At 73.5% G+C, this 20,913-nt stretch carries 19 protein-coding genes and 1 riboswitch; of the genes, 4 read left to right on the top strand and 15 right to left on the bottom strand.

The genetic code is table 11. The annotated features are described in order from the left end of the window. The first annotated feature begins 82 nt into the window (after positions 1-82). Together cbiT and RT054_RS11705 are read left to right on the top strand one after the other, a co-directional pair. Positions 83-703 (top strand): precorrin-6Y C5,15-methyltransferase (decarboxylating) subunit CbiT, encoded by a 621-nt coding sequence (cbiT, locus tag RT054_RS11710; RefSeq protein WP_313023718.1) that lies wholly within the window; start codon positions 83-85, stop codon positions 701-703. Beyond that, positions 700-1,350 carry a GPP34 family phosphoprotein gene (locus RT054_RS11705; protein ID WP_312721839.1) on the top strand — a complete coding sequence of 217 codons (651 nt, stop codon included), beginning with the start codon at positions 700-702 and terminating at the stop codon, positions 1,348-1,350. The genes cbiT and RT054_RS11705 overlap by 4 nt, the downstream gene beginning before the upstream one ends. 231 nt (positions 1,351-1,581) lie before the next feature. On the opposite strand, the gene hisF is transcribed toward RT054_RS11705, so the two are convergent. Further along, the gene (gene hisF, locus RT054_RS11700; protein WP_312721841.1) at positions 1,582-2,361 is read right to left on the bottom strand and encodes an imidazole glycerol phosphate synthase subunit HisF; all 780 of its coding nucleotides are present in this window, start codon (positions 2,359-2,361) and stop codon (positions 1,582-1,584) included. 132 nt (positions 2,362-2,493) lie between these two features. On the opposite strand from hisF, the gene RT054_RS11695 reads away from it, so the two are divergent. Next, positions 2,494-4,170 (top strand): FUSC family protein, encoded by a 1,677-nt coding sequence (locus RT054_RS11695; RefSeq protein ID WP_313023716.1) that lies wholly within the window; start codon positions 2,494-2,496, stop codon positions 4,168-4,170. 32 nt (positions 4,171-4,202) lie between these two features. Here RT054_RS11695 and RT054_RS11690 read toward each other — a convergent pair whose 3' ends face one another. From RT054_RS11690 to RT054_RS11625, 14 genes are all read right to left on the bottom strand, one after another. Beyond that, positions 4,203-4,781, bottom strand: a complete 579-nt coding sequence (locus tag RT054_RS11690; protein ID WP_313023714.1) for a PH domain-containing protein — start codon at positions 4,779-4,781, stop codon at positions 4,203-4,205. A 178-nt stretch (positions 4,782-4,959) separates the two neighbouring features. After that, a complete protein-coding gene (gene hisG / locus RT054_RS11685) occupies positions 4,960-5,805 on the bottom strand; it encodes an ATP phosphoribosyltransferase (protein ID WP_312721851.1) in 846 nt (281 codons plus the stop codon). A 126-nt stretch (positions 5,806-5,931) separates the two neighbouring features. Continuing rightward, on the bottom strand, positions 5,932-6,195 hold the full coding sequence (locus RT054_RS11680; RefSeq protein WP_312721853.1) for a phosphoribosyl-ATP diphosphatase: 264 nt from the start codon (positions 6,193-6,195) through the stop codon (positions 5,932-5,934). 88 nt (positions 6,196-6,283) lie between these two features. After that, complete coding sequence (gene ribH, locus RT054_RS11675; protein ID WP_312721855.1) at positions 6,284-6,775, bottom strand: 6,7-dimethyl-8-ribityllumazine synthase; 492 nt, start codon at positions 6,773-6,775, stop codon at positions 6,284-6,286. Positions 6,776-6,928: 153 nt separating this feature from the next. Then, the gene (gene ribB / locus RT054_RS11670) at positions 6,929-8,206 is read right to left on the bottom strand and encodes a 3,4-dihydroxy-2-butanone-4-phosphate synthase (protein ID WP_396837282.1); all 1,278 of its coding nucleotides are present in this window, start codon (positions 8,204-8,206) and stop codon (positions 6,929-6,931) included. Between the two features lie 98 nt (positions 8,207-8,304). Further along, positions 8,305-9,015: a nicotinamide riboside transporter PnuC gene (pnuC, locus tag RT054_RS11665; RefSeq protein ID WP_312721860.1), complete on the bottom strand. Its 711-nt coding sequence runs from the start codon at positions 9,013-9,015 to the stop codon at positions 8,305-8,307. Continuing rightward, positions 9,012-9,692 (bottom strand): riboflavin synthase, encoded by a 681-nt coding sequence (locus RT054_RS11660; protein ID WP_313023711.1) that lies wholly within the window; start codon positions 9,690-9,692, stop codon positions 9,012-9,014. Before RT054_RS11660 ends, pnuC begins: the two co-directional genes overlap by 4 nt. A 1-nt stretch (position 9,693) precedes the next feature. Beyond that, positions 9,694-10,821 carry a bifunctional diaminohydroxyphosphoribosylaminopyrimidine deaminase/5-amino-6-(5-phosphoribosylamino)uracil reductase RibD gene (ribD, locus tag RT054_RS11655; RefSeq protein WP_313023709.1) on the bottom strand — a complete coding sequence of 376 codons (1,128 nt, stop codon included), beginning with the start codon at positions 10,819-10,821 and terminating at the stop codon, positions 9,694-9,696. Positions 10,822-10,934: 113 nt separating this feature from the next. Further along, positions 10,935-11,082: riboswitch (FMN riboswitch) on the bottom strand. Positions 11,083-11,266: 184 nt separating this feature from the next. Next, positions 11,267-11,926, bottom strand: coding sequence for a ribulose-phosphate 3-epimerase (gene rpe, locus RT054_RS11650; RefSeq protein ID WP_312721867.1), 660 nt, complete (start codon positions 11,924-11,926; stop codon positions 11,267-11,269). A gap of 41 nt (positions 11,927-11,967) precedes the next feature. After that, positions 11,968-13,488, bottom strand: a complete 1,521-nt coding sequence (locus RT054_RS11645) for a methyl-accepting chemotaxis protein (protein WP_313023708.1) — start codon at positions 13,486-13,488, stop codon at positions 11,968-11,970. Positions 13,489-13,727: 239 nt separating this feature from the next. After that, entirely contained in the window at positions 13,728-15,530 is a 1,803-nt protein-coding gene (locus RT054_RS11640) for a transcription antitermination factor NusB (protein ID WP_313023707.1), read from the bottom strand. Continuing rightward, positions 15,523-16,482: a methionyl-tRNA formyltransferase gene (gene fmt / locus RT054_RS11635; protein ID WP_313023706.1), complete on the bottom strand. Its 960-nt coding sequence runs from the start codon at positions 16,480-16,482 to the stop codon at positions 15,523-15,525. The genes RT054_RS11640 and fmt overlap by 8 nt, the downstream gene beginning before the upstream one ends. Next, positions 16,482-17,027 carry a peptide deformylase gene (gene def, locus RT054_RS11630; RefSeq protein ID WP_313023704.1) on the bottom strand — a complete coding sequence of 182 codons (546 nt, stop codon included), beginning with the start codon at positions 17,025-17,027 and terminating at the stop codon, positions 16,482-16,484. Before def ends, fmt begins: the two co-directional genes overlap by 1 nt. Before the next feature lie 298 nt (positions 17,028-17,325). Beyond that, complete coding sequence (locus RT054_RS11625) at positions 17,326-19,425, bottom strand: primosome assembly protein PriA (protein ID WP_313023703.1); 2,100 nt, start codon at positions 19,423-19,425, stop codon at positions 17,326-17,328. A gap of 137 nt (positions 19,426-19,562) precedes the next feature. Between RT054_RS11625 and RT054_RS11620 the strand changes: the two genes are divergently transcribed. Then, positions 19,563-20,798 carry a sugar phosphate nucleotidyltransferase gene (locus tag RT054_RS11620; RefSeq protein ID WP_313023702.1) on the top strand — a complete coding sequence of 412 codons (1,236 nt, stop codon included), beginning with the start codon at positions 19,563-19,565 and terminating at the stop codon, positions 20,796-20,798. The last annotated feature ends 115 nt before the right edge of the window (positions 20,799-20,913 follow it).

Genomic DNA, 20,913 nt, shown 5'->3' with positions numbered 1-20,913 from the left:
AGGCGGACGCGTGGACGCGACGTCGCGACGCATCCAGCGCCACCCCCGCCGGCCCTCCCGGGCCCCCGCCTAGGCTGACGGCATGGCCTCGCCCGACCCCGCCTCCGCACCCCGCCCCGCCGACGACCGCCCCGACGTCGGCCTCACGCCGGGGCTGCCGGACGAGGCCTACGACCACGACGGGCAGCTCACCAAGCGGGAGGTGCGAGCCGTCACCCTCGCGCTGCTCGCGCCACGCGCCGGAGAGCTGTTGTGGGACATCGGTGGTGGCTCCGGGAGCATCGGGATCGAGTGGATGCGGAGCCACCCGGACTGCCGGGCGATCGCGATCGAACCCCGCGCCGAACGTGCCGCGAGGATCAACGCGAACGCGGCGGCTCTCGGCGTCCCGGGCCTCGACGTCCGCCTCGGGCGCGCCCCCGAGGCGCTGGCGGGGCTCCCCACGCCCGACGCCGTGTTCGTCGGAGGCGGGCTCACGGTCCCCGGGCTGCTCGAGACGTGCCTGGCGGCCTTGCGGCCTTGCGGCCGGATCGTCGCGAACGCGGTGACGTTCGAGACCGAGGCCCTGCTCATCGACGCCCATGCCCGCCATGGGGGGACGGTGAGCAGGATCGCCGTGGAGCGCGTCGGCACCATCGGCGGGTTCAGGGCGTGGACACCCGCCCGCGCGATCACGACGTGGTCTGCGACGATCGGACCATGACCGCGGCCATCGTCGACGAGATGCTCCTGCTCGGCACGACCGACGACGGCCGCCACGCCCTCCGGGACCTCCCCTCGCTCGTGGGGGGCGCCGCGCTCGCCGACCTCGCCCTCGCCGGACGCCTCACCTGCCCGGGCCGCACGGTGCGGGCCGAGGACACCGCTCCGACCGGCCATCCGGTGCTCGACGACCTCCTCACGAAGGTCGCCGCGGTCCGCTCCGAACGGACCCCCTGGCGCTGGGTGTTCGACACCGGCCGCTCCCTCCTCGCGGCCGAACGGGCGCACCTCGTGAGCCGCGGCGTCCTGGGACGGGAGGAGGACACCGTCCTCGGCATGCTGCCGCGCGTCCGCCACCCGCTGCACGACGAGGCGGCACGCACGGAGCCCCTCGGTCGGGTGCGCGAGGTCGTCCTCGCCGAGGACATCCCGACGGCACTCGCTCACGCCCGGCCCGACACCCGGATGCTCCTCGCGCTCCTCGGCACGGCCTCACACCCCCGCCGCACGGCGGCGGCGCTGTTCCCCGAACTCGACGGGCGGTCCCTGCGGGTGCGCCTGGCCGAGGCGTCCACCGCGCACTGGACGGTCACGGGTACGGCGAAGGCGATCACCCTGACGAACGCGGCCCGCGCGGGCGCCCACTGACTTTCTTTACCGATTCCGTACTCAGAGAATGGCTTTCGCAACCCCGGGTCGAGCGTCCGCCTCGTACTCTGGCAGTGGTTCGTCAGCCTCCCCCCGGCTGTGAAGGACCCAACGGCCCCGGTCCCCCCCACCGGGGCCGTCGTCCGTTCCGCGGCCCCGCACGCCGCGCGCGCACCCCGATCGTGACGGGCGCCGGCCGCGCAGGACGGAGAAGGGCTCGGCGCGACGGGCTCAGCGCACCTCGACGCCGCCCTCGGCGAGCGCCCGCTTGACGTCGCCGACGGTCATCTCGCCGTAGTGGAAGACGCTGGCGGCGAGGACGGCGTCGGCCCCGGCGCGCACCGCGGGGAGGAAATGCCCCACCTCGCCCGCTCCGCCGCTCGCGATGAGCGGCACCGAGATCCGCTCACGCACCGCGCCGATGAGTTCGAGGTCGAACCCCGCCTTGGTGCCGTCGGCGTCCATGGAGTTGAGCAGGATCTCCCCCGCCCCTCGCCTGGCGGCCTCCTCGCACCACGCGAGGGCGTCGAGACCGGTGCCACGCCGACCGCCGTGGGTCGTCACCTCGAAGCCACTCTCACAGCGGGGGTGTTCGGAGTCCTCCCGCTGGCGTCGGACGTCCGCGGAGAGCACGAGCACCTGGGCGCCGAAACGCGCAGCGACCTCGTCGATGAGATCGGGCCGGGCGATCGCGGCGGTGTTGACGCCGACCTTGTCGGCGCCCGCACGCAGGAGGCGGTCGACATCGTCCACCGCGCGTACCCCGCCGCCGACGGTGAGTGGCACGAACACCTGCTCGGCGGTGCGGGAGACCACGTCGTAGGTCGTCTCCCGGTCGCCGCTGCTCGCGGTGACATCGAGGAAGGTGATCTCGTCGGCGCCCTGCGCGGCGTAGCGCCGCGCGAGCTCGACGGGGTCGCCGGCGTCGCGCAGGTTCTCGAAGTTGACGCCCTTGACGACGCGTCCGGCGTCGACGTCGAGACAGGGGATGACACGGGTGGCGAGACTCACGGCGCCAGTCTAGGAAGCCCCGCGCCACGCTCCGACGGGCGTCCCGAGGATCGACCGCACCGCCCCGAGCGAGACGCCCCGACCTCCTCACCGCGCGCGACCGGGCGGTCCGGGTCGACCTATCGTGGTGGGGTGTCCGTGCCCGACCACCTCCAGTCCTCGTTCGCGCGTCGCACCGCCGCGGCGGGTCGTCACGGGCGGGACTCGCTGGCCAAGCGGTACCGACGCCTGCGGGAACGGCTCTTCTTCATCACCCAGATCGCACTCTCGGCCGCCGTGGCCTGGTTCATCGCCCGCGACGTGCTCGGCCACACGCAACCCTTCTTCGCGCCCGTCGCCGCGGTGGTCGCGCTGGGTTTCTCCTTCGGGCAACGCCTCGAACGCGCCGTGCAGATCGTCGTCGGCGTCGCCGTCGGCGTCCTCATCGGCGACATCGCGGTCGCGATCATCGGCAGCGGCTACTGGCAACTCGCGGTGATCGTGTTCTCGGCGATGGCGATCATGACCGTCGTCGACGGCCGCGTCCTGCCGACGACGCAGGCGGGCGTGCAGTCGGCGATGGTGACGATCCTCGTCGCCGCCCCCGACCAGGCGCTCTCCCGGTGGATCGACGCGGTCGTGGGTGGTGGCGTCGCCCTCATCGCCGCGACGGTCACTCCCGCGACCCCGCTGCGGCGCCCGCGCGAGCACACGGCCGAGATCGTCGAGGAGGCCTCCGACCTGTTCTCCGAGACGACCATCTCCCTGCGTGAGCGAGACCTCGACCGCGCCAAGCGCGCTCTCGACCGGGCCCGCGCGAGTGAGGAGTCCCTCCTCACGCTCGAGTCCCTCGCCGACGACGGGCTCTCGGTCATCCGCTCCTCCCCGTTCCGGCGGCACCACCTGCCGGCCGTCCAGGAGATCGCCGACCTCCTCGTGCCGCTCGATCGGGCGATGCGCAACCTGCGGGTCCTCGTCCGCCGGGCGACGATCGCGCTGCGGCAGGGGGAGGTCGTGCCCAAGGGCTACCTCGACATGGTCGACGAGCTCGCCCAGATCACGGCCGGGATGGCCGAGGACCTCCGCGCGCGCCGCCTGCCCGACGGGCACCGCAGCGCGCTCTACGAGCTCGGGGAGATGACGACGTACGTCACCTCCCGCCCGACGCTCTCCTCGGAGGTCATCCGTGCCCAGGTGCGCTCGATCGTCCTCGATCTGCTCATGGTGAGCGGACTGAGCTTCGACGAGGCGTTCCAGGGCATCCCGACGTCCTACAGCCTCGAGGGCGACGGTGACCTGCTGCCCGGCTTCGTCGACGACCATCACGCGGACGACCCCGACGACGACGAACCGGGCGAGCACGACGGGTCGACCCCCGAATCCCGCGCCGAGGTGCGTGACCGTGACCACGACGACGACCACGCGAGGGACGCCCACCGGGAGGAGGGCCGCCGAGAGGAGGCCCGCCGGCGGGGCGATGCCGGAGAGGGCGAGCGCGGGGAGCAGGGCGGACACGCCGCACGCGACCTCGTCGGCCGCGCCTCGATCACCCTCGGTGAGGACGCGTCACGCGAGCCGGCCCCGGCCCGGGATGTCCTCGCCGTGGAGGAGGCCGACGAGACCGGGAGCGGCAGGTCCGACGGGGTCGACGAGGACCGCGAGACCGAGCAGGACGAGGCGGCCGAGCGGACCGAGGACGTCCGCGGGCGTGGCGACTCCCCGGGTCGCCTCGACCCTGCGGAGGAGTCCGGGATCGTCGACTCCCGCAGTATCGGGGCGCAGGAGAGGCGCCGGGAGGACGACCGCACGTCCCGACGTTCGGAGGCGTGAGGAGCGGCGCGCGGACGCTCAGGGGCGAGGGATCAACGGTAGTCCTCGTCGGCGTCCGGGCGGGTGGCATCCGTGGGACGAGGGGTGCCCTCGGACTCCGGGCGGCCGGCAGGACCGAGGGGGTCCTCGGAGGTCGCGCCCGGCCCGGGCGGCGGGGTGGCCTCCGGTCCCGTCGTCACAGCCGGTCCTCGAGCGTCGGCCGGGGGCCGGGAGCCGGCCTGCGGGTCGGGGGCGGAGTGGTAGTCGATGAGCGCCGCGAGGCGTGAGGCCTCGGAGCGACCGAACTCTCCGTCGGCCTTCTGGATCGCCATGAGGGGAACGGTCTCGAAGTCACCGGTGTCGAGGTAGGCCCAGGGTGAGCCGCCACCGAACTGGAGGCGGACGATCTCCGCCCACGTGAGATGCCGGGTGATGAGCAGGTTGCGCACGACGAGGCCCTCCTTGGAGGGCACGGCACGGATCTGGGCGAACCGCAGGAGGAACCACGCGATCGCCGCGCCCATGAGCACCATGAGCAGGCGGTCGGAGATCGCCCAGTGGTCCTTCTGCTCGGCCTGGCCGGGGACGATGACGGCCGAGGCCGTGAACGTGAGGAACACGAGGATCGCCATGCCCACCGGGACCGCCCGACCACGACGGGGTCGGATCACCGCGTACGGATCTCGCCGAGCACGGGCGCTCTGACCCGCACCGGGCTGTGCGCCGGGCTCCGTCCCGGGCACGCGGCCCTCCGGCGAGGGACTGGACTGCGGTGACGACGTGCTCACGCCGACCTCCTCTGGCAGGGGACTACAGGCGGCAGGCGGCGATGTCCGTGACGAGGATGCCGCGGGCACCGAGGCCGTAGAGCTCGTCCATCACCCTGTTCACTCCCATACGCGGCACCATGGCACGGACGGCGACGAAGTTCTCGTCACGGAGCGGGGAGATCGTCGGCGATTCGATGCCGGGCGTGATGCGCGAGGCGGCCTCGACGAGCTCAACGCGGATGTCGTAGTCGACCATGACGTAGGTACGCGCCGTGATGACGCCGTGGAGACGACGCTGCAACACCTGGAGCGGCCCCGGGTGGACCGGGTCGGGACGGGCGATGAGCACGCCCTCGCTCTTGAGGATGGGTTCGCCGAAGGTGATGAGCCCCTGGTTACGCAGGGTCGTGCCGGTCTCGACGACGTCGGCGATCACGTCGGCCACCCCGAGGGTGATCGAGGTCTCGACGGCGCCGTCGAGGCGCACGACGTCGGCCTCGACGCCCCGCACGGCGAGGTGGCTGCGGACGAGTCCGGGGTAGGACGTCGCGACCCGCTGGCCCTGGAGGTCGTTCGCGGTCTCGGCGACGCCGGGGCGTCCGGCGAACCGGAACGTGGAGCGCGCGAAACCGAGCCCGAGGACCTCACGGGCGTCGACACCGGAGTCGAGCAGCAGATCACGACCGGTGATCCCGGCGTCGAGGGTGCCCGCACCGACGTACACGGCGATGTCGCGGGGGCGCAGGTAGAAGAACTCGATGTCGTTGTCGGCGTCGACGAGGACGAGTTCCTTGGAGTCGCGGCGGACGCTGTATCCCGCCTCCCGCAACATCGTGGCGGCGGATTCGGACAGCGATCCCTTGTTCGGGACGGCGACACGCAGCATGGATCTCTCCTGGAGAGGTGGGCGGCCGGAGGGGCCGCCGCAGGTGGGGGGAGGTCGGTCGGGGACGGAGCGAACGGGCGCGTCCGGTGCGGGCGCGCGAGGAGCCGGAGGCCTCGGGGGCCCGGCTCACAGATGTCGGTACACGTCCTCGAGCGTGATGCCCTCGGCGACCATGAGAACCAGTGTGTGATACAGCAACTGGCTGATCTCCTCGGCCGAGCGGTCGTCGCCTTCGTGCTCGGCGGCCATCCACACCTCGGCCGCCTCCTCGACGACCTTCTTGCCGATGAAATGCACCCCGGCGTCGAGTTCGGTGACGGTCCGGGAGCCCTCGGGTCGCTCCTTCGACTTGAGGAGGATCTCGGCGTACATGTCCTCGAAGGTCTTCACGACGTCGAGACTATCGGGCGGCGACGATCGCCCGTCGGGCGCGTTCGCATGGCGAAAGCGGCCGGGCGAGGCGACCGGGCGGGGGCGTTCATTCGCCGCGTTCGAGCCACGTGGACCGAAGGTCACGAAGTCGCGCCGCCGTCGCCAGCGCGGCGGAGGCGGCCTCATGACCCTTGGACTCGCTGCTGCCGGGAAGACCTGCGCGGTCGCGTGCCTGGTCCTCGTCGTCGCACGTGAGCACGCCGAACCCGATCGCGGTCTCGGTCTGCAGGCTCACGGTCGTGAGGCCCATCGTCGCGGCCTCGCACACGTAGTCGAAGTGGGGAGTTCCGCCACGGATGACGACGCCGAGCGCCACCACGGCGTCATTGGTCTTGGCGAGCTCGGCGGCGACGACGGGCAGTTCGAAGCTGCCGGGCACGCGCACGGTGTCGACGTCGGTGCATCCCGCCTCCGCGAGGCACTCCTGCGCACCGGCGACGAGCGCGTCCATGATCGTCGTGTGCCACGAGGCCGCGACGATCGCGACCTTGAGCTCTCGGCCGTCGACGGTGATCTTCGGTGCTCCTGCGCCGCTCATTCGACACTCCTGTCCACTAGCTGGGGTCCTGCCTGAGGCCGATGACGTCACCGTGACGTCATCGTCGAGGGGGCCGATGACCCCCGATGTGATGGCGTCATCGTCGACGTCATCGGATTCGGCCGGGCGCGGGAGCGCCGGCGAGGGGTCGGATCAGTGGTCGTCGGGAACGCAGAGGTCCGTGTCGGCGAACGTGTGCCGCATGCGCTCGGCCTTGGTGCGCAGGTATCGGACGTTGTCGGCGTTGACGTCGGCGTGCAGGGCCCGGGCGGTGACGTCGGTCATCCCTGCGGCGAGCAGCCCCTCGGTCTTGGCCGGGTTGTTCGTGAGCAACTCGACCGAGGCCGCGCCGAGGTCGGCGAAGATCGCGGCGGCGGCGCCGTACTCGCGGGCGTCGACGGGCAGGCCGAGACGGGTCTGCGCCTCGACCGTGTCCGCACCCTCGTCCTGCAACTCGTACGCGGCGAGTTTGGCGAGCAGCCCCACCCCGCGTCCCTCGTGGCCGCGGAGGTAGACGATCACCCCGCCCTCGTCCGCGATGATGCTCCGCGCCGCGCGCAGCTGCGGCCCGCAGTCGCACCGCCGCGACCCGAACGCGTCGCCGGTGAGGCACTCGGAATGTACGCGCGCGAGGACCGGGCCCCTCACGCTCGCCGCGACCTCGTCGGTGGCCTGCCGGTCGACGGCGTGTTCGTTCGCCGCCCGGAGATCGGTGCCCGTGGCCGCGAGCTCGCCGTACAGCCCGCGGGGGCTGACGAGCGCGACGTGCTCGGCGCCGGTGAGCAGGTCGCGGTAGCCGAGCATCGTGAACACGCCGTCGTCGGTGGGCAGGCGCGTCGCGGCGGTGCGCAGCACCCGGTCGTGGCGGGCGCGGTGCGCGGCGAGTTGCTCGATCGTCACGACCGGGAGCCCGAACTCCGCGCCGAGCGCGAGCACGGCGGGGGCGCGCATCATCGTGCCGTCGTCGTGGGTGAGCTCGGCGATGGCGCCGACGGGTTCGAGTCCCGCGAGACGGCACAGGTCGACGGTGGCCTCGGTGTGACCGCGCCGCTCCAGCACGCCGCCGGCCCTCGCGCGCAGCGGCACGACGTGACCGGGACGCACGAAGTCGCCCGCCTCCGACCCGGGGTCGGCGAGCATCCGCACGGTGTGCGCCCGGTCGGCGGCGCTGATACCCGTCGTCACGCCGGCGCGCGCGTCACACGTCACCGTGTAGGCCGTACGACGGGAGTCCTCGTTGCGGGCGACCATCGGCGGCAGGTCGAGCCGGTCGGCCCACTCCTGCGTCATCGGGGCGCAGACGTAACCCGAGCCGTGCCGGATCATCCACGCCATCCACTCGTCGGTGAGCGTCTGCGCGGCGACGACGACGTCGCCCTCGTTCTCGCGGTCCTCGTCGTCGAGGACGAGCACCGGGCGCCCCTGCCGCATCGCCTCGAAAGCGTCCTCGATCGTCGCGAAACGGGATCCGTCGGCGGACGGGGTGGGGGCGAGATCGTCGCGCCCACCGAGGCCGCGAATGTGGGTGGTCATACGAGAACTCCCTTGTTGTCGATGTCGGACTCCGGCGCCTCGGCGACCGCAGCGCGACGCCACACGACGAAACCGGAGACGACGAGCGCCCCGTAGACGGCGTACAGCACCGCCGAGGGGTAGTAGTGCGAGAACCAGAGCAGCGGGATGCCGACGAGGTCGACGGCGATCCACGCGAGCCAGAAGTCCGTCCAGCCGCGAGCCATCTGATAGGTCGCGAGGATCGAGCCGACGAAGATCCACGCGTCGGCCCAGTAGTACCAGCGCGGCGCGGGCCACCCGGCGCCGATCACCGCGAACACCGCCTGCGAGACGACGACGCCGAGCAGCGCGACGACGAGGCACACGGTCCGCTCCCGCGCGGTCGCCCAGCGCGGGGTGATCGCCGGCGCGTCGGTCGCTCGCCCCCGGCGCACGCGATTCCACTGCCACCAGCCGTAGAGGCTCGTGATGACGAAGAAGACCTGCCGGAACGCCTGACCGAACAGCGGGTGGCGGCCGTCGGGCAGCGCGAACGCCGCGCCGGCGAAGACCGTGAAGAGGATGATGTTGCCGATGATCCCGACCGGCCATGCCCAGACCCGGCGCCGCAGGCCCCCGATCGCCGAGGCGAACCCGAAGAGGTTGCCGATGATCTCCCGCCAGTACAGCGGGTAACCGGCGACGTCGATCGACGCGTTGAACAGCCGCAGGAGTTGTTCCGTCATGCCCGTCCCTCGCCGTCCGTCGCGTCGTTCGCGCCCGTCGCGCTCGTCCGCAGGTTCGAGGTCGAGGTCGGGTCGGCATGCGGATCCGCGCCGGGGCCGGTCAGTCGTTCCACGTACTTGGCGACGACGTCGACCTCGAGGTTGACGAGGGCGCCGGGGGCGAGGTCGCCGAGGATCGTCTGCGCGAGAGTGGTCGGGATGAGGCTCACCGTGAACGTCGTGGGCGAGAGCGAGGCGACGGTGAGCGAGACGCCGTCGACCGTGATGGACCCCTTCTCGACGACGTAGCGGGACAGTTCGGCGGGGAGGTCGAACTCGAGCACCTCCCACCGGTCGCCGGGGGTGCGCGAGCGCAGCGTCGTCGTGCCGTCGACATGTCCCTGGACGATGTGGCCACCGAAGCGCCCGTCCGCGGCCATCGCCCGTTCGAGGTTGACCGGGGAGCCCTCGTGCAGGTCCGCCAGGCTGCTGCGGCGCAGCGTCTCGGCCATGACGTCGACGGCGAACGTTCGGTCGTCGTGGTCGACGACCGTGAGGCACACCCCGTTGACGGCGATCGAGGCGCCGTGGGTCGCGTCGGAGACGACGAGCGGGCCCTCGATGCGCAGGACGGCGGATTCCGCGCCGTGTTCGATCGCGGCGACGCGGCCGAGCTCTTCGACGATTCCGGTGAACATGTCAGGACCTTTCCGGGGAAAGCGTGAGGCGGACATCCCGCCCGAGGGTGCGGACGTCGGTGACGTCGAGGCGCTGGGCCTGCGCGATGGTCGTGATCCCGAGATCACCGACGCAGGAGGCACCGGCGCCGAGGAGGGTGGGGGCGAGGTAGGCGACGATCTCGTCGACGAGCCCCTTCCGCAGGAATGCGGCGGCGAGCCGACCCCCTCCCTCGAGGAGGACGTGGCGCACGCCCCGCTCGTGCAGGGCGGTGAGCGCGACGGAGGGCTCTCGAGTGGGCAGGAGCAGGGTCGGTGCCGTGTCGTCGAGCACGCGGGCGTCCGCGGGCAGGTCCCCGACCCGCTCCCCCATGACGACGCGCAGCGGCCGCCGCCCGTCCCACGCGTGCACCCCGCCGTCGTGCGCGGCGTCGGCGTGGCGCTCGTTCCGGGGGCTCGCGTCGCGGTCGTCCTCCTGGTCGTCACCGGCGCCGGCGACCCGATCGAGACGGACGGTGAGGGCCGGGTCGTCGATGAGCGCCGTTCCCGTGCCGACGAGGACGGCGCCGACGCGTGCGCGCAGGGCGTGGACGTCGCGGCGGGCCTCCGGGCCCGTGATCCACCGGCTCGTGCCGTCGGCGGCGGCGATGCGTCCGTCGAGGGTCGAGGCGACCTTCCACGTGACGAACGGTCGCCCGGAACGCAAGGCGTGCAGCCACTCCCGGTTGAGCCCTTCGGCGGCGTCGGCGAGGACGCCGTCCGTGACCGAGACGCCGGCCGCGCGCAACCGCGCCAGGCCGCCGGCGGCGACGGGGTTCGGGTCACGGCCTGCGACGACGACGCGGGCGATGCCCGCCGCGAGGAGGGCCTGCGAGCAGGCGGGGGTGCGCCCCTCGTGGTCGCAGGGTTCGAGGGTGACGTAGCAGGTGCCACCCCGGGCGGAGTCCCCGGCAACCCGCAGGGCCTGGGCCTCGGCGTGCGGCGTGCCGGCCCCGCGGTGCCACCCCTCGCCGACCACGTCGCCGCGGGCGTCGAGCACGACCGCCCCCACGCGAGGATTCGGGTCGCCGAGCGGACCCCGGCCGGCGAGGGCCACAGCGCGACGCATCACCGCCTCGTCGGCGGATCCGCTCGTCGTCGCGGTGCCCATCGGTGCCTCCTGCTCAGCTCGTCCGGGGTCGACGAGGGGGAGGCGAGGCAGGGGTCGCGCACGGGCGGCGACGGGATGCGGGGGCATCCCGAACGCCGCGGGCGCGAACCCGCCACGTGCGCCTCCCATCCGGACTTTCACCGTCGGTCCTGGAATTCCACCAGGTCAACCGGCCACATCGCTCCCGGCGAGGGAGCGTGCGTGGCGCGGGTCGCGGACTGTCACCGCCGGCTCGGAATTACACCGACCCCGGAGCACGTGTCGTTCAGTATGCCACCGGCCCGCGCTGCCCGGCGACGCGCCCGGCTGTCACGCTGCGCACACTCCGCCACCGCCACCACCACGACGGTTCACTCGGCACCGCCGGGGTCGTGAGAAGCCTGGCACGACAGCCACCACGGTTCACTCGACACCCTCGCGGTCGTGACGAGAGCCGCCGCGGGGATCAGGGGTGGGTGTGCCCGCGGACGAGGTCGCGCAGCCGAGCGATGTTCGCGGCCGCGTCGTCGGCGCCGTAGACGGCGGACCCGGCGACGAAGACGTCGGCGCCCGCGTCGGCGCACTGCTCGATCGTCGAGGCGGACACGCCGCCGTCGACCTGGATCCACACCTCGCCGCCGTGACGCCGCACCGACTCCCGCACCGCGGCGACCTTCGGCATCATGTCGGCCATGAACGCCTGCCCGCCGAATCCGGGTTCGACGGTCATGACGAGGACCATGTCGACCTCGGGCAGCAGCTCGGCGTAGGGCTCCCACGGCGTCCCCGGTTTGAGGGCCATGCTCGCCCTCGCGCCCTGGGCCCGGATCTCCCGCGCGAGGGTGACCGGGTCGTTCGCGGCCTCGACGTGGAACGTCACCGATTTCGCGCCCGCCTCGGCGTACGGCGGCGCCCATCGGTCGGGGTTCTCGATCATGAGGTGGCAGTCGATCGGCACCGGGCTCACCTTGAGCAGCGCCTCGACGACCGGCAGCCCCAGCGTGAGGTTGGGCACGAAGTGGTTGTCCATGACGTCGACGTGGGCCCAGTCGGCGCTGCGGATCGCGTCGAGTTCGTGCTCGAGGTTGGCGAAGTCGGCCGACAGGATGCTGGGTGAGATCTGCACGCGCCGAATGTACCGGGCCCGCGACGTGTCGCGGAGGGGCCTCAGGTGGCCTCGAGGACGCCGCGGGTCACCGCGTTCTGCTCGGTGAGCACCCCGGAGATGATGTTCTGCGCGTCGTTGATGCGCTCGACGGTCTCGGCGACCTGGTGCAGGGCCGAGACGACGCTGCCCGCGTCGTTCTGGATCGCGGAGACGCGCTCGTCGACCTCCTCGGTCGCCTTCGCCGTCTCGCGGGCGAGGTCCTTCACCTCGTTGGCGACGACGGCGAAGCCCTTGCCGGCGTCACCGGCCCGCGCGGCCTCGATGGTCGCGTTGAGCGCGAGCAGGTTGGTCTGCTCCGCGATGCTCGTGATGACCTTGACGACGTTGCCGATCTCGACGCTGCTCGTGTTGAGGCGGGCGACGATCTCGCTCGCGCTCTCGGTGAGGCGCTGGGCCTCGTTGGCTACGGCGGTCGCATCGAGGACGTTCTTCTCGACCTCGGTGATCGACCCCATGAGCTCCTCCCCGGCCTGACGGGTGCGGGAGGTGGCCCGGTTGCGGTCCACGGCGCTGGAGAGCACGAGCGCGGTGTTGCGCAGGGCGTTCTCGCGGTCGGCCGAGAGGATGATCTCGCGGGTGGTGAAGAAGTCGATCGTGCCGATGACGCGGTTGTCGATGATGATCGGCATCGAGACCCCGGACTTCACCCCGGCCCGCTGCGCCGCGGGCGCACGCACACAGTCGGTGACGAGGCCGATGTCGGGCTCGAAGACGAGGTTGCGACTCGACCACGTGCGCCCGGCGAGGCCGACCCCCTCGGCGAAGGTCGCCACGCGGGTGACCTCGCGGAACTCCTCGCCCGCGCTTCCGGATTCACGGGCGTTCTTGAGCACCCGGGTGTCCTCGTCGACGACCCAGTACGAGCCGTACTCCCACCCGAACTCGGCGCGCACGGTGTCGAGGGCGGTCTGGACGGCCTCCTCCTCGCTCCGCGCCTCGGTGACGCGCTTGACGACCTCGTTGATCGCTGCCATGTCCTTGTCGGTCTCGCGTCGACGCTCGGCCTGGACGACGCGTTCGAGCGCCTGGGAGACGAGCTTGCCCACGGCGGAGAGCACGGTGAGGCGCACCGGGCCGGGCGTGTGCTCGGGGTCGGCCATGTAGTCCATCGTCCCCACGACGACGCCCTCCAGGTGCAGAGGCATCGCGACCGCCGAGAGCACACCGCTGCGCGAGGCCACGGGGGCGCGGACGCAGTCGGTCACCGTCGAGAGGTCGTCGGCGAAGACGAGCTTGCCCTGCGCCCAGGCGCGCCCGGCGAGACCGACGCCCCGCGGGAACGAGGACTCCATCGTCACGCGGCGGAAGTCGGGGCCCACCTGACCGGACTCCGAGCGGAAGGAGAGCACGTCGGAGCCGGGCGCGATCCACCACACGGAGGCGTACTGCATGTGGAAGGCGTTACGGACGATGTCCATCGCCGCCTGAAGGACCTCGTCCGTCGACGACGCTCGGGACGTCCGGTCGGCGACCAGCTCCAACGCCTCGACGTAATGGGCCAGCTCGTCGTCCTTGGACATCCCCGTGGCCGACGTTCCCTGTTCTCGGGACCGCACAAGTCTCATCGCCGTCTCTCCGGATCCTCGCGGGGCCCGCGCCCCCGCCGCGGACGATTCGGCGTCGGCGGACCCTTCCTTGTCCGCCTATCGGCCGGGCACCCGGCACGGATGAACAGTTGAGGTCGATCGTCGGAGAAGAATGTTGCGCAAGACACACGTCGTACGCCTCCGACACGATGGGGCCGGGCCCGCAGGCGCCGTCAGGCGGTGCGGGTGAGGAGGGCGAGGAACATCGCGTCGGTGTCGTGTCGGTGCGGCCAGAGTTGCACCGTCGAGGCGACGAGGTCCTCCTCCCCCCGTTCGGCCCGTCCACCGTCCACGCCGTGGACGCCGTCGCCCCCGACGGGCACGCGTGAGACGCCGTCGAGGAAGGCGGGGGCGTCGAGGAGCCGGACGTCGTCCCGCGCCGCGAGGACGTGTCGGACGACATCGAGCGTCTCGGCCGGATGGGGGCTGCACGTCGCGTAGCCGAGCACTCCCCCCGGGCGCAACGCATCGAGACCGGAGCCGAGGAGCTCCTCCTGCAGCGCGGTGAGGTCGGCGACGTCGGCGGGAGTCCGACGCCAGCGGGCGTCGGGCCGGCGGCGCAGGGCTCCGAGCCCGGTGCAGGGGGCGTCGAGGAGGACGAGGTCGAACGAGGCCGGTTCCTCGGCGCCGATGCCGCGACCGTCACCGACCCCGATGTACACCTCGGCGCCCGCGTCCATCGCGGCACCGAGCGTCGAGGCGACGAGGTCGGCGCGATGCTCGCTCACCTCGTTGCAGAACAGCGCGGCGTCGCGGGGGATCGCGTGCGCGGCGAGCAGGGCGGCCTTGCCACCCGGCCCGGCGCACAGGTCGAGCCAGCGTCGAGGCTCGCCGGTCGCCGGACCATCGGGGTCGACGTCGGCGGCCGTGTCGGCATCGGCGCCCGTGGGGGCGGCGGCACGGATGTCGGCGGACGCACCGGCGGCGAGGGCGTCGGAGGCGGCGACGAGGGCGTGGACGAGGAGTTGGGAGCCCTCGTCCTGCACGGCGGCACGGCCGTCGCGGATCGCCCGCAGCGCTCCCGGATCGCCGCCACGGTCGAGCACGGCCGCCGTCGGCGAGAACGTGCCGGGGCGAGCCCCCGCGTCGAGCAGTTCGTCGAGCTCGGCGAGGCCGGGTCGGGCGACGAGGGTGACGTCGGGGGGCGTGTTGTCGGCGCGCAGGAGCGCGAGCAGGTCGGCGTCGAGCGTCTCCGGCGTGCTCTCCCCGTGCGCGAGGAGGGCGGAGCGCAGCGCCCGCACGATCCACGCCGGATGGCTGTGGGCGATCGCGACGTCACCCAGGTCGAGTCCGCTCGTGGGGGCGGCTCCCTCGACGGGTTCGGTGCGGGCCGCCGGGTCGGCGTGCGGGGCGAGCAGGGTGCGCCACTCCTCCGCCGGCCGCTCGCTCACGCGACGCAGGACGGCGTTGGTGAACGACGCCGGGCCGGCGCCGATCTCGGCCCGGACCAGCCCGACCGTGGCGTCGACGGCGGCGTGGGCGGGGACCCGCATGCCGAGCAGCTGGTGGGCGCCGAGGCGGAGGGCGTCGAGCACCGGCGCGTCGACGGCCTCGACGTCCCTGCCCGCGCACCGGGCGAGGATCGCGTCGTAGAACCCGCGCATGCGGGTCACGCCGTAGACGAGTTCGGTGGCGAAGGCGGCGTTACGGGAATCGAGGCGCGCGTCACGCAGGCGGGCCGGGAGGTCGAGGTTCGCGTACGCACCATCGGACACCGCGCGCAGGGTGCGGTAGGCGAGGGTCCGTGCCGGGTCGGCTCGGCGACGGCGTTCGGAGGGACGCTGCGCACTCCGGCTCCGGGGGTCGCTGGTGCGGGCGCGCCCCCCGTGGCTCACCCGCCCCGTGCCCTCACGGGAGGGTCCGCCGCGGCGATCGCGCCCACCCGGGTCGTCCCGGCGCTCACGACCGTCACGACCCTCACGCCCGTCACGGCGGTCCTCACCGTCACGCCGGCGCGCCTCGCCCGGCTCACTCATCGTCGAACGTCCCTCCATCGATGCGGGCGCCGCGTGCCCAGTCCGCGGCCGCCATCGGCTTCTTGCCCTGGGGCTGCACCCGGACGAGCTCGAGGTCGCCCTCCCCCGTGCCGACGAGCACCCGGGACCGGTCGGCGCGAAGGCGCCCCGGCGTCAACGACGTCGGCGCGGTGGTGCTCGTGGCGTCGGCGTCCCTGCCCGGCGGGCACGTGCGGGTCTGGAGCACCTTGAGCGGCGTCCCCGACCACGTCGTCCACGCACCGGGAGCCGGCGTACAGCCGCGGACGAGGTCGTGGAGCCTCGCGGCCGGGGCCGACCAGTCGAGCCGAGCCTCGTCGCGGGTGAGCTTGGGCGCGTGGGTGGGCTCCCCCACCTGCGGGGTGAACGTCGCCGTGCCCTCCTCGAGCGCGTCGAGGGCGCGCAGGAGCACGGGGGCACCGTCGAGGGCCAGCCGGTCGAGCAGCTCCCCCGCCGACTCCTCGTCGCCGACGTCGGTCGCCAGCGAATCGATGATCGGGCCGGTGTCGAGGCCCTCCTCGAGGACGAAGGCGCAGGCCCCGGTGCGGGTGTCCCCGGCGATGAGGGCGCGCTGGACGGGCGCGGCGCCCCGCCACCGCGGGAGGAGGGAGAAGTGGAGGTTGATCCAACCGTGGCGCGGGATGTCGAGCGCGGCGCGCGGCACGAGATGGCCGTAGGCGACGACGGGCACGGCGTCCGGCGCGAGGTCGGCGAGGCGGGCGAGGAACCCCGCGTCGCGGGCGTTCGGCGGGGTGAGCACCTCGACTCCGGCCTCGTGGGCGAGCGCCGACACCGGGCTCGGGCGCAGTGTGCGGCCGCGGCCCGCACGGGCGTCGGGGCGGGTGAGCACGGCGAGGACCTCGTGGCGGGAGTCGAGCAACGCCCGCAGCGAGGGGAGCGCGACCTCGGGGGTCCCGGCGAACACGACGCGCATCAGCGCCTCCCTCCGCCCGTCCGCGACTCGTGCGGAGACTCCTTGACGACGACCTCACCGGCCCACGCCGAGGACCGGATGACCTTGAGCGCACGGCGCCGTTCGGTGGAGTCGAGGCGGTCGATGAAGAGGACCCCGTCGAGGTGATCGGTCTCGTGCTGGAAACACTGGGCGAGCAGCGCGGTGCCCTCGATGCGGATCGGCTCGCCGTGCTGGTCGAACCCGCGGGCGACGGCGCGCGGGGCGCGTCGGGGCAGGGCGGTGAGGTCGGGGATCGACAGGCATCCCTCCTCGGTCTCCTCGAGGTCGCCGTCGAGGCTGAGCACGGGGTTGACGACGTGTCCGAGCACCCCGTCGACGTGATAGGTGAAGACGCGCAACCCCACCCCGATCTGCGGAGCGGCGAGGCCGACGCCGGGCGCGTCGAGCATCGTGGCCGTGAGGTCGGCGACGAGGGTGCGCAGTTCGGTGTCGAAGTCGCTGACCTCACTCGCCGGGGTGCGCAGGACCGGATCACCGAGGCGGCGGATGTCGAGGACTGTCATGGTGTCTCCGGTGCTGGGTGCTCGACGCTGGTCGCGGCGGCTCGCCAGTCTATCGGGGTGCCGGCGGCACGGACGCAGGCCGGCACCCCGCCCCCTCCCCCTCGAACCGGGGGCCAGCTCTCAGACCGGAGCCCAGATCCTCCGGTCTCAGCCGCACCCTCCGGTCCGAGGTGGGAGCGGTGTGCCGGCGGGTGGCCGGGCGGGCGGAGCGGCGGCGTCCCGCATCGTCGGCAGGGATTTGACGACGCAGCGAAAGCGCCCCCTCCGGTGTGAGGTGTGGCGGGGGTGGGCGCGCGCGTCAGGTGACGTCGGCGACGCCGAGGCGGACGGCGGCCTGGTCGCGGTCCTTGCGGGCGCTCCGGGTGCGGCGGGTGGCCGCGAGGGCCGCGGTGGCCTGGGTGGCCGCGGCGGCGGGAGCCCGGAGCAGCAGGTGGGCCTGGTCACCGGCGGGGATCGGCCCGAGTCGGTCGAGCGGGACCCCGACGGCCTGCATCGCGACGGCCATGTCGTCGCCGAACGCCCGCACCGCGGGCAGCTCGCCGGTGACGCGGGCCATCCAGACGGTCGGCGGCAGGGAGAGCTCGACGCGCTCGGCGAGTTCACGTCGGGCGAACCACTCCGGCGCCCACCGGACGAGCGCCTCGATGACCGGCAGGGGAGTGTGCACGGGCGCGCCCGCGAGGACGACGACTCCCCCGTCGGCGGCAGGCCGGGTGAGGGCGGCTGCGGCGAGCCAGCGGCGCAAGGCCTCCTCCCCCGCGTCGAGGGCGGGTCGGTCGAGGCTCGCCCACGCGTCGAGGAGCAGGGTGGCGGCGTAGCCGCCGTGGGCGACCGGCTCGGCGCCCGGGGTGGCGATGACGAGCGCGGGGGTCCCCTCGACCTCGCTCAGCACCTCCGGTGATCCCGAGGTGCGGACCGGCACTCCGGGGAAGGCGCGACCGAGTTCCTCGGCCGTCCGGCGCGCGCCGACGACGCTGCTGCGGAGCCGGTGGGAGCCGCACTCGGCACACGTGAACTGCGTGGGGGTGCGCCCGCACCATCGACACGTCGGCGGCGCGCCCGGGCCGGGCAACGACAACGGACCGTGACAGTGCGGGCAGCGCGCGGGCGTCCGGCACTCCCCGCACGACAGCGACGGAAGGTAGCCGCGCCTCGGCACCTGGACGAGCACCGGTCCGTGGTCGAGACCCGCGTGGGCGGCGCGCCAGGCCGCCGAGGGCAGGTGCGCCCGCGCGCCGGGTCCGTCACGTTCCTCGTCGTGTCCCTCCCCGACCACGTGGACGCGGGCGAGGGCGCGGCGCGGCTCGACGTCGGCGACGACCTCGCGCACCGCCCCCTCGGCGACCCACTGTTCGACGGCGACCGAGCGCGCGAACCCGCCGACGAGCAGGGCCGACCCGGTCCGCGAGGCCCGCAGGCGCAGGACGTCGCGCATGTGCGCGTACGGCGCGCGGGGTTCGGCGTGCAGGTCGTCGCCGTCGTCCCACCAGGCGACGAGCCCGAGGTCGTGCACCGGCGCGTAGGCGGCCGCCCGGGTGCCGACGACGCACCGCACGTGACCGCGGAGGATCGACAGCCAGGCGGTGTAGCGCGCCTGCGGGCCCTGGTCGGCGGTGAGCCGCACGTGCCGTCCCGCGCCGAGTGCGCCGACGAGGGCCGTCTCGAGGCGGGCGACGTCGCGGTGGTCGGGGACGACGAGGATCACCCCGCGTCCGGAGGCGAGCGTCGCGGCCGCCGCCGCGGCGAACGCGGCGGGCCACCCGAGAGCGGGATCGACGCTCGGCAGGGCCGACCAGGCCGCCCAGGGCCCCTCGCCCGCGCGCACGCGGCGCAGGAACGTGGGTCCGGCCGGGTAGCGCGCCCACGGCGACTCGTCCGGGGTGGGGACGTCGCCCTCCGGGGGGGTGGGCGGGCGCGCGGTGAGTGCGGTCTCCGCTCGCACGTGCCGCGGCGGCACCGCGAGGCGCAGGACGTCGGCGAGCGACCCGGCGTGGGTGTCGGCGACCTCACGGGCGAGGGCGGCGATCTCCGGGGTGAGGACGGGTTCGGTCCCGACGACCCGCCGCAGCGAAGCCAGGGTGCCGACGTGCTCGGCCTTCGCACGTCGCTCGAGGACGAAGCCGTCGACCTCCCGCCCGGAGAAGCGCACCTTGACCCGCACCCCGGGTGCCGCGTCGGCGTCCATCTCGGGCGGGACGACGTACTCGAACCCCCGGTCCAGGTGCGGCAGCGGCACCTGCACGGCGACGAGTGCCACGGGCAGCGCAGGGGACTCCGCCCCCGCCGCGGCGCCGGGTGAGGAGGCCGCGGGTGACGCGGGCGAGGGCGGCGGCACGAGATCGCGGGCGGCGCCGCGCCCGCCCTCGCCCTCGCCCTCGTCGTTCCCCGCCGTCGTCATACCCCCGTTCTACCCGGTCCCACCGACAGCCCGTGAGCCCGCGACACACCCGCCGCGCTCCGATACGGTCGTGCTACCGAGCGAGCCCCGACCGAGGTCCCGACTCGGCCATCCGTCCGACCAGGAGGCGACCACCCGTGAAGAACCCTCGTGTGCTGGCCATGATCCTCGCCGGGGGCAAGGGCTCCCGCATGGACGTCCTCACCCGCGAGCGGCCCAAACCGATCCTGCCGTTCGGGGGCACCCACCGCCTCATCGACGTCCCGTTGTCCAACCTCCGTCACAGCGGCATCGACGACGTGCTCATGTGCGTGCAGTACCACGCGGTGGCTCTCGAACGGGCGGTCGGGGGCGGACGCCCCTGGGACCTCGACCGCACCCGCGGGGGTCTGCTCGTCGTCGGTCCGGAGGAGGGCCGGGGCGCCGAGCGCAGCGGCTTCTCCACCGGTAATGCCGACCTCCTACGGCGCTACCGGCACGAGATCCGGCGGGCCGCCCCGGACGTCGTCCTCGTCCTCTCGGCCGACCACGTCTACACGGCCGACTATCGGGACCTCCTCGCGACCCATGTCGAATCCGGCGCCGACTGCACGATGCTCACCTACGACCTGTCGAAGAAGGAGGCCGGACACCACACGGTCGTCGAGCTCGACGGGGAGCACCGCCCCGGGGCGCGGGTGGCGAGCCTCGCCCACAAGCCGTCGACCCCGGCGACCTCGCTCGTGTGTACCGAGGTCATCGCCTACGACGCCGAGGTCCTCATGAAGGAGCTCGGGGTCCTGCACGCCGACGCCGACGAGCCGGAGGAGGGCGACACCGGCCTCGGCGACTTCGGCGAGACGCTCCTGCCACACCTCGTCGAGCACGGCACCGTCGTCGTCCACCCGCACGAGGGGTATTGGCGAGACGCCGGACGGCCCGACTCCTACCTGCGGGCGCACCGTGACCTCCTCGCCGGCGAGGTCGACCTCTTCACCCGCCCGGAGCGGCCGCTGCTCGGGGCGACGACGAACCGGCCCGGCGCGCTCGTGCGTCCCGGCGCCGAGATCCTCGACAGCATGATCTCGCCCGGGTGCGAGATCCGCGGGCGGGTCGTGCGCAGCGTCCTCGGTCCCGGTGTCGTCGTCGAGGCGGGTGCGGAGGTCGTCGACAGCGTGCTGTTCGAGGACGTCACGGTCGGTGCGGGTGCGTTCGTCGGCACCGCGATCGTGGACCATCGGGTGGAGTTCGCGAGGAACTCCCGTCTCGGCGTCGAGACCGGCACCCGCCTCCCGACCGACGACGCCATCTCCCTCGTCGGCCGCGAGAGCGCCGTCGCCCCGCGTGTCGAGGTCGGCGCCGGCGCCCGCCTGGAGCCCGGCACCCGCGCCTGAGGCGATCGCGCGCCGCGCTCGAGGTCGACCCGCCTGCATGGACGAGAGCCCATGCAGGTGGTCGCCGTGCGGGTCACAGCTCTCACCACGCTCCTGGACGGCGACGAGCCCACGC

Source organism: Mobilicoccus sp. (assembly GCF_032060985.1).
Classification (GTDB): domain Bacteria; phylum Actinomycetota; class Actinomycetes; order Actinomycetales; family Dermatophilaceae; genus Mobilicoccus.
Note: the sequence above shows the minus strand (reverse complement) of the source record. Positions and strands in the feature narration are given on the sequence as shown.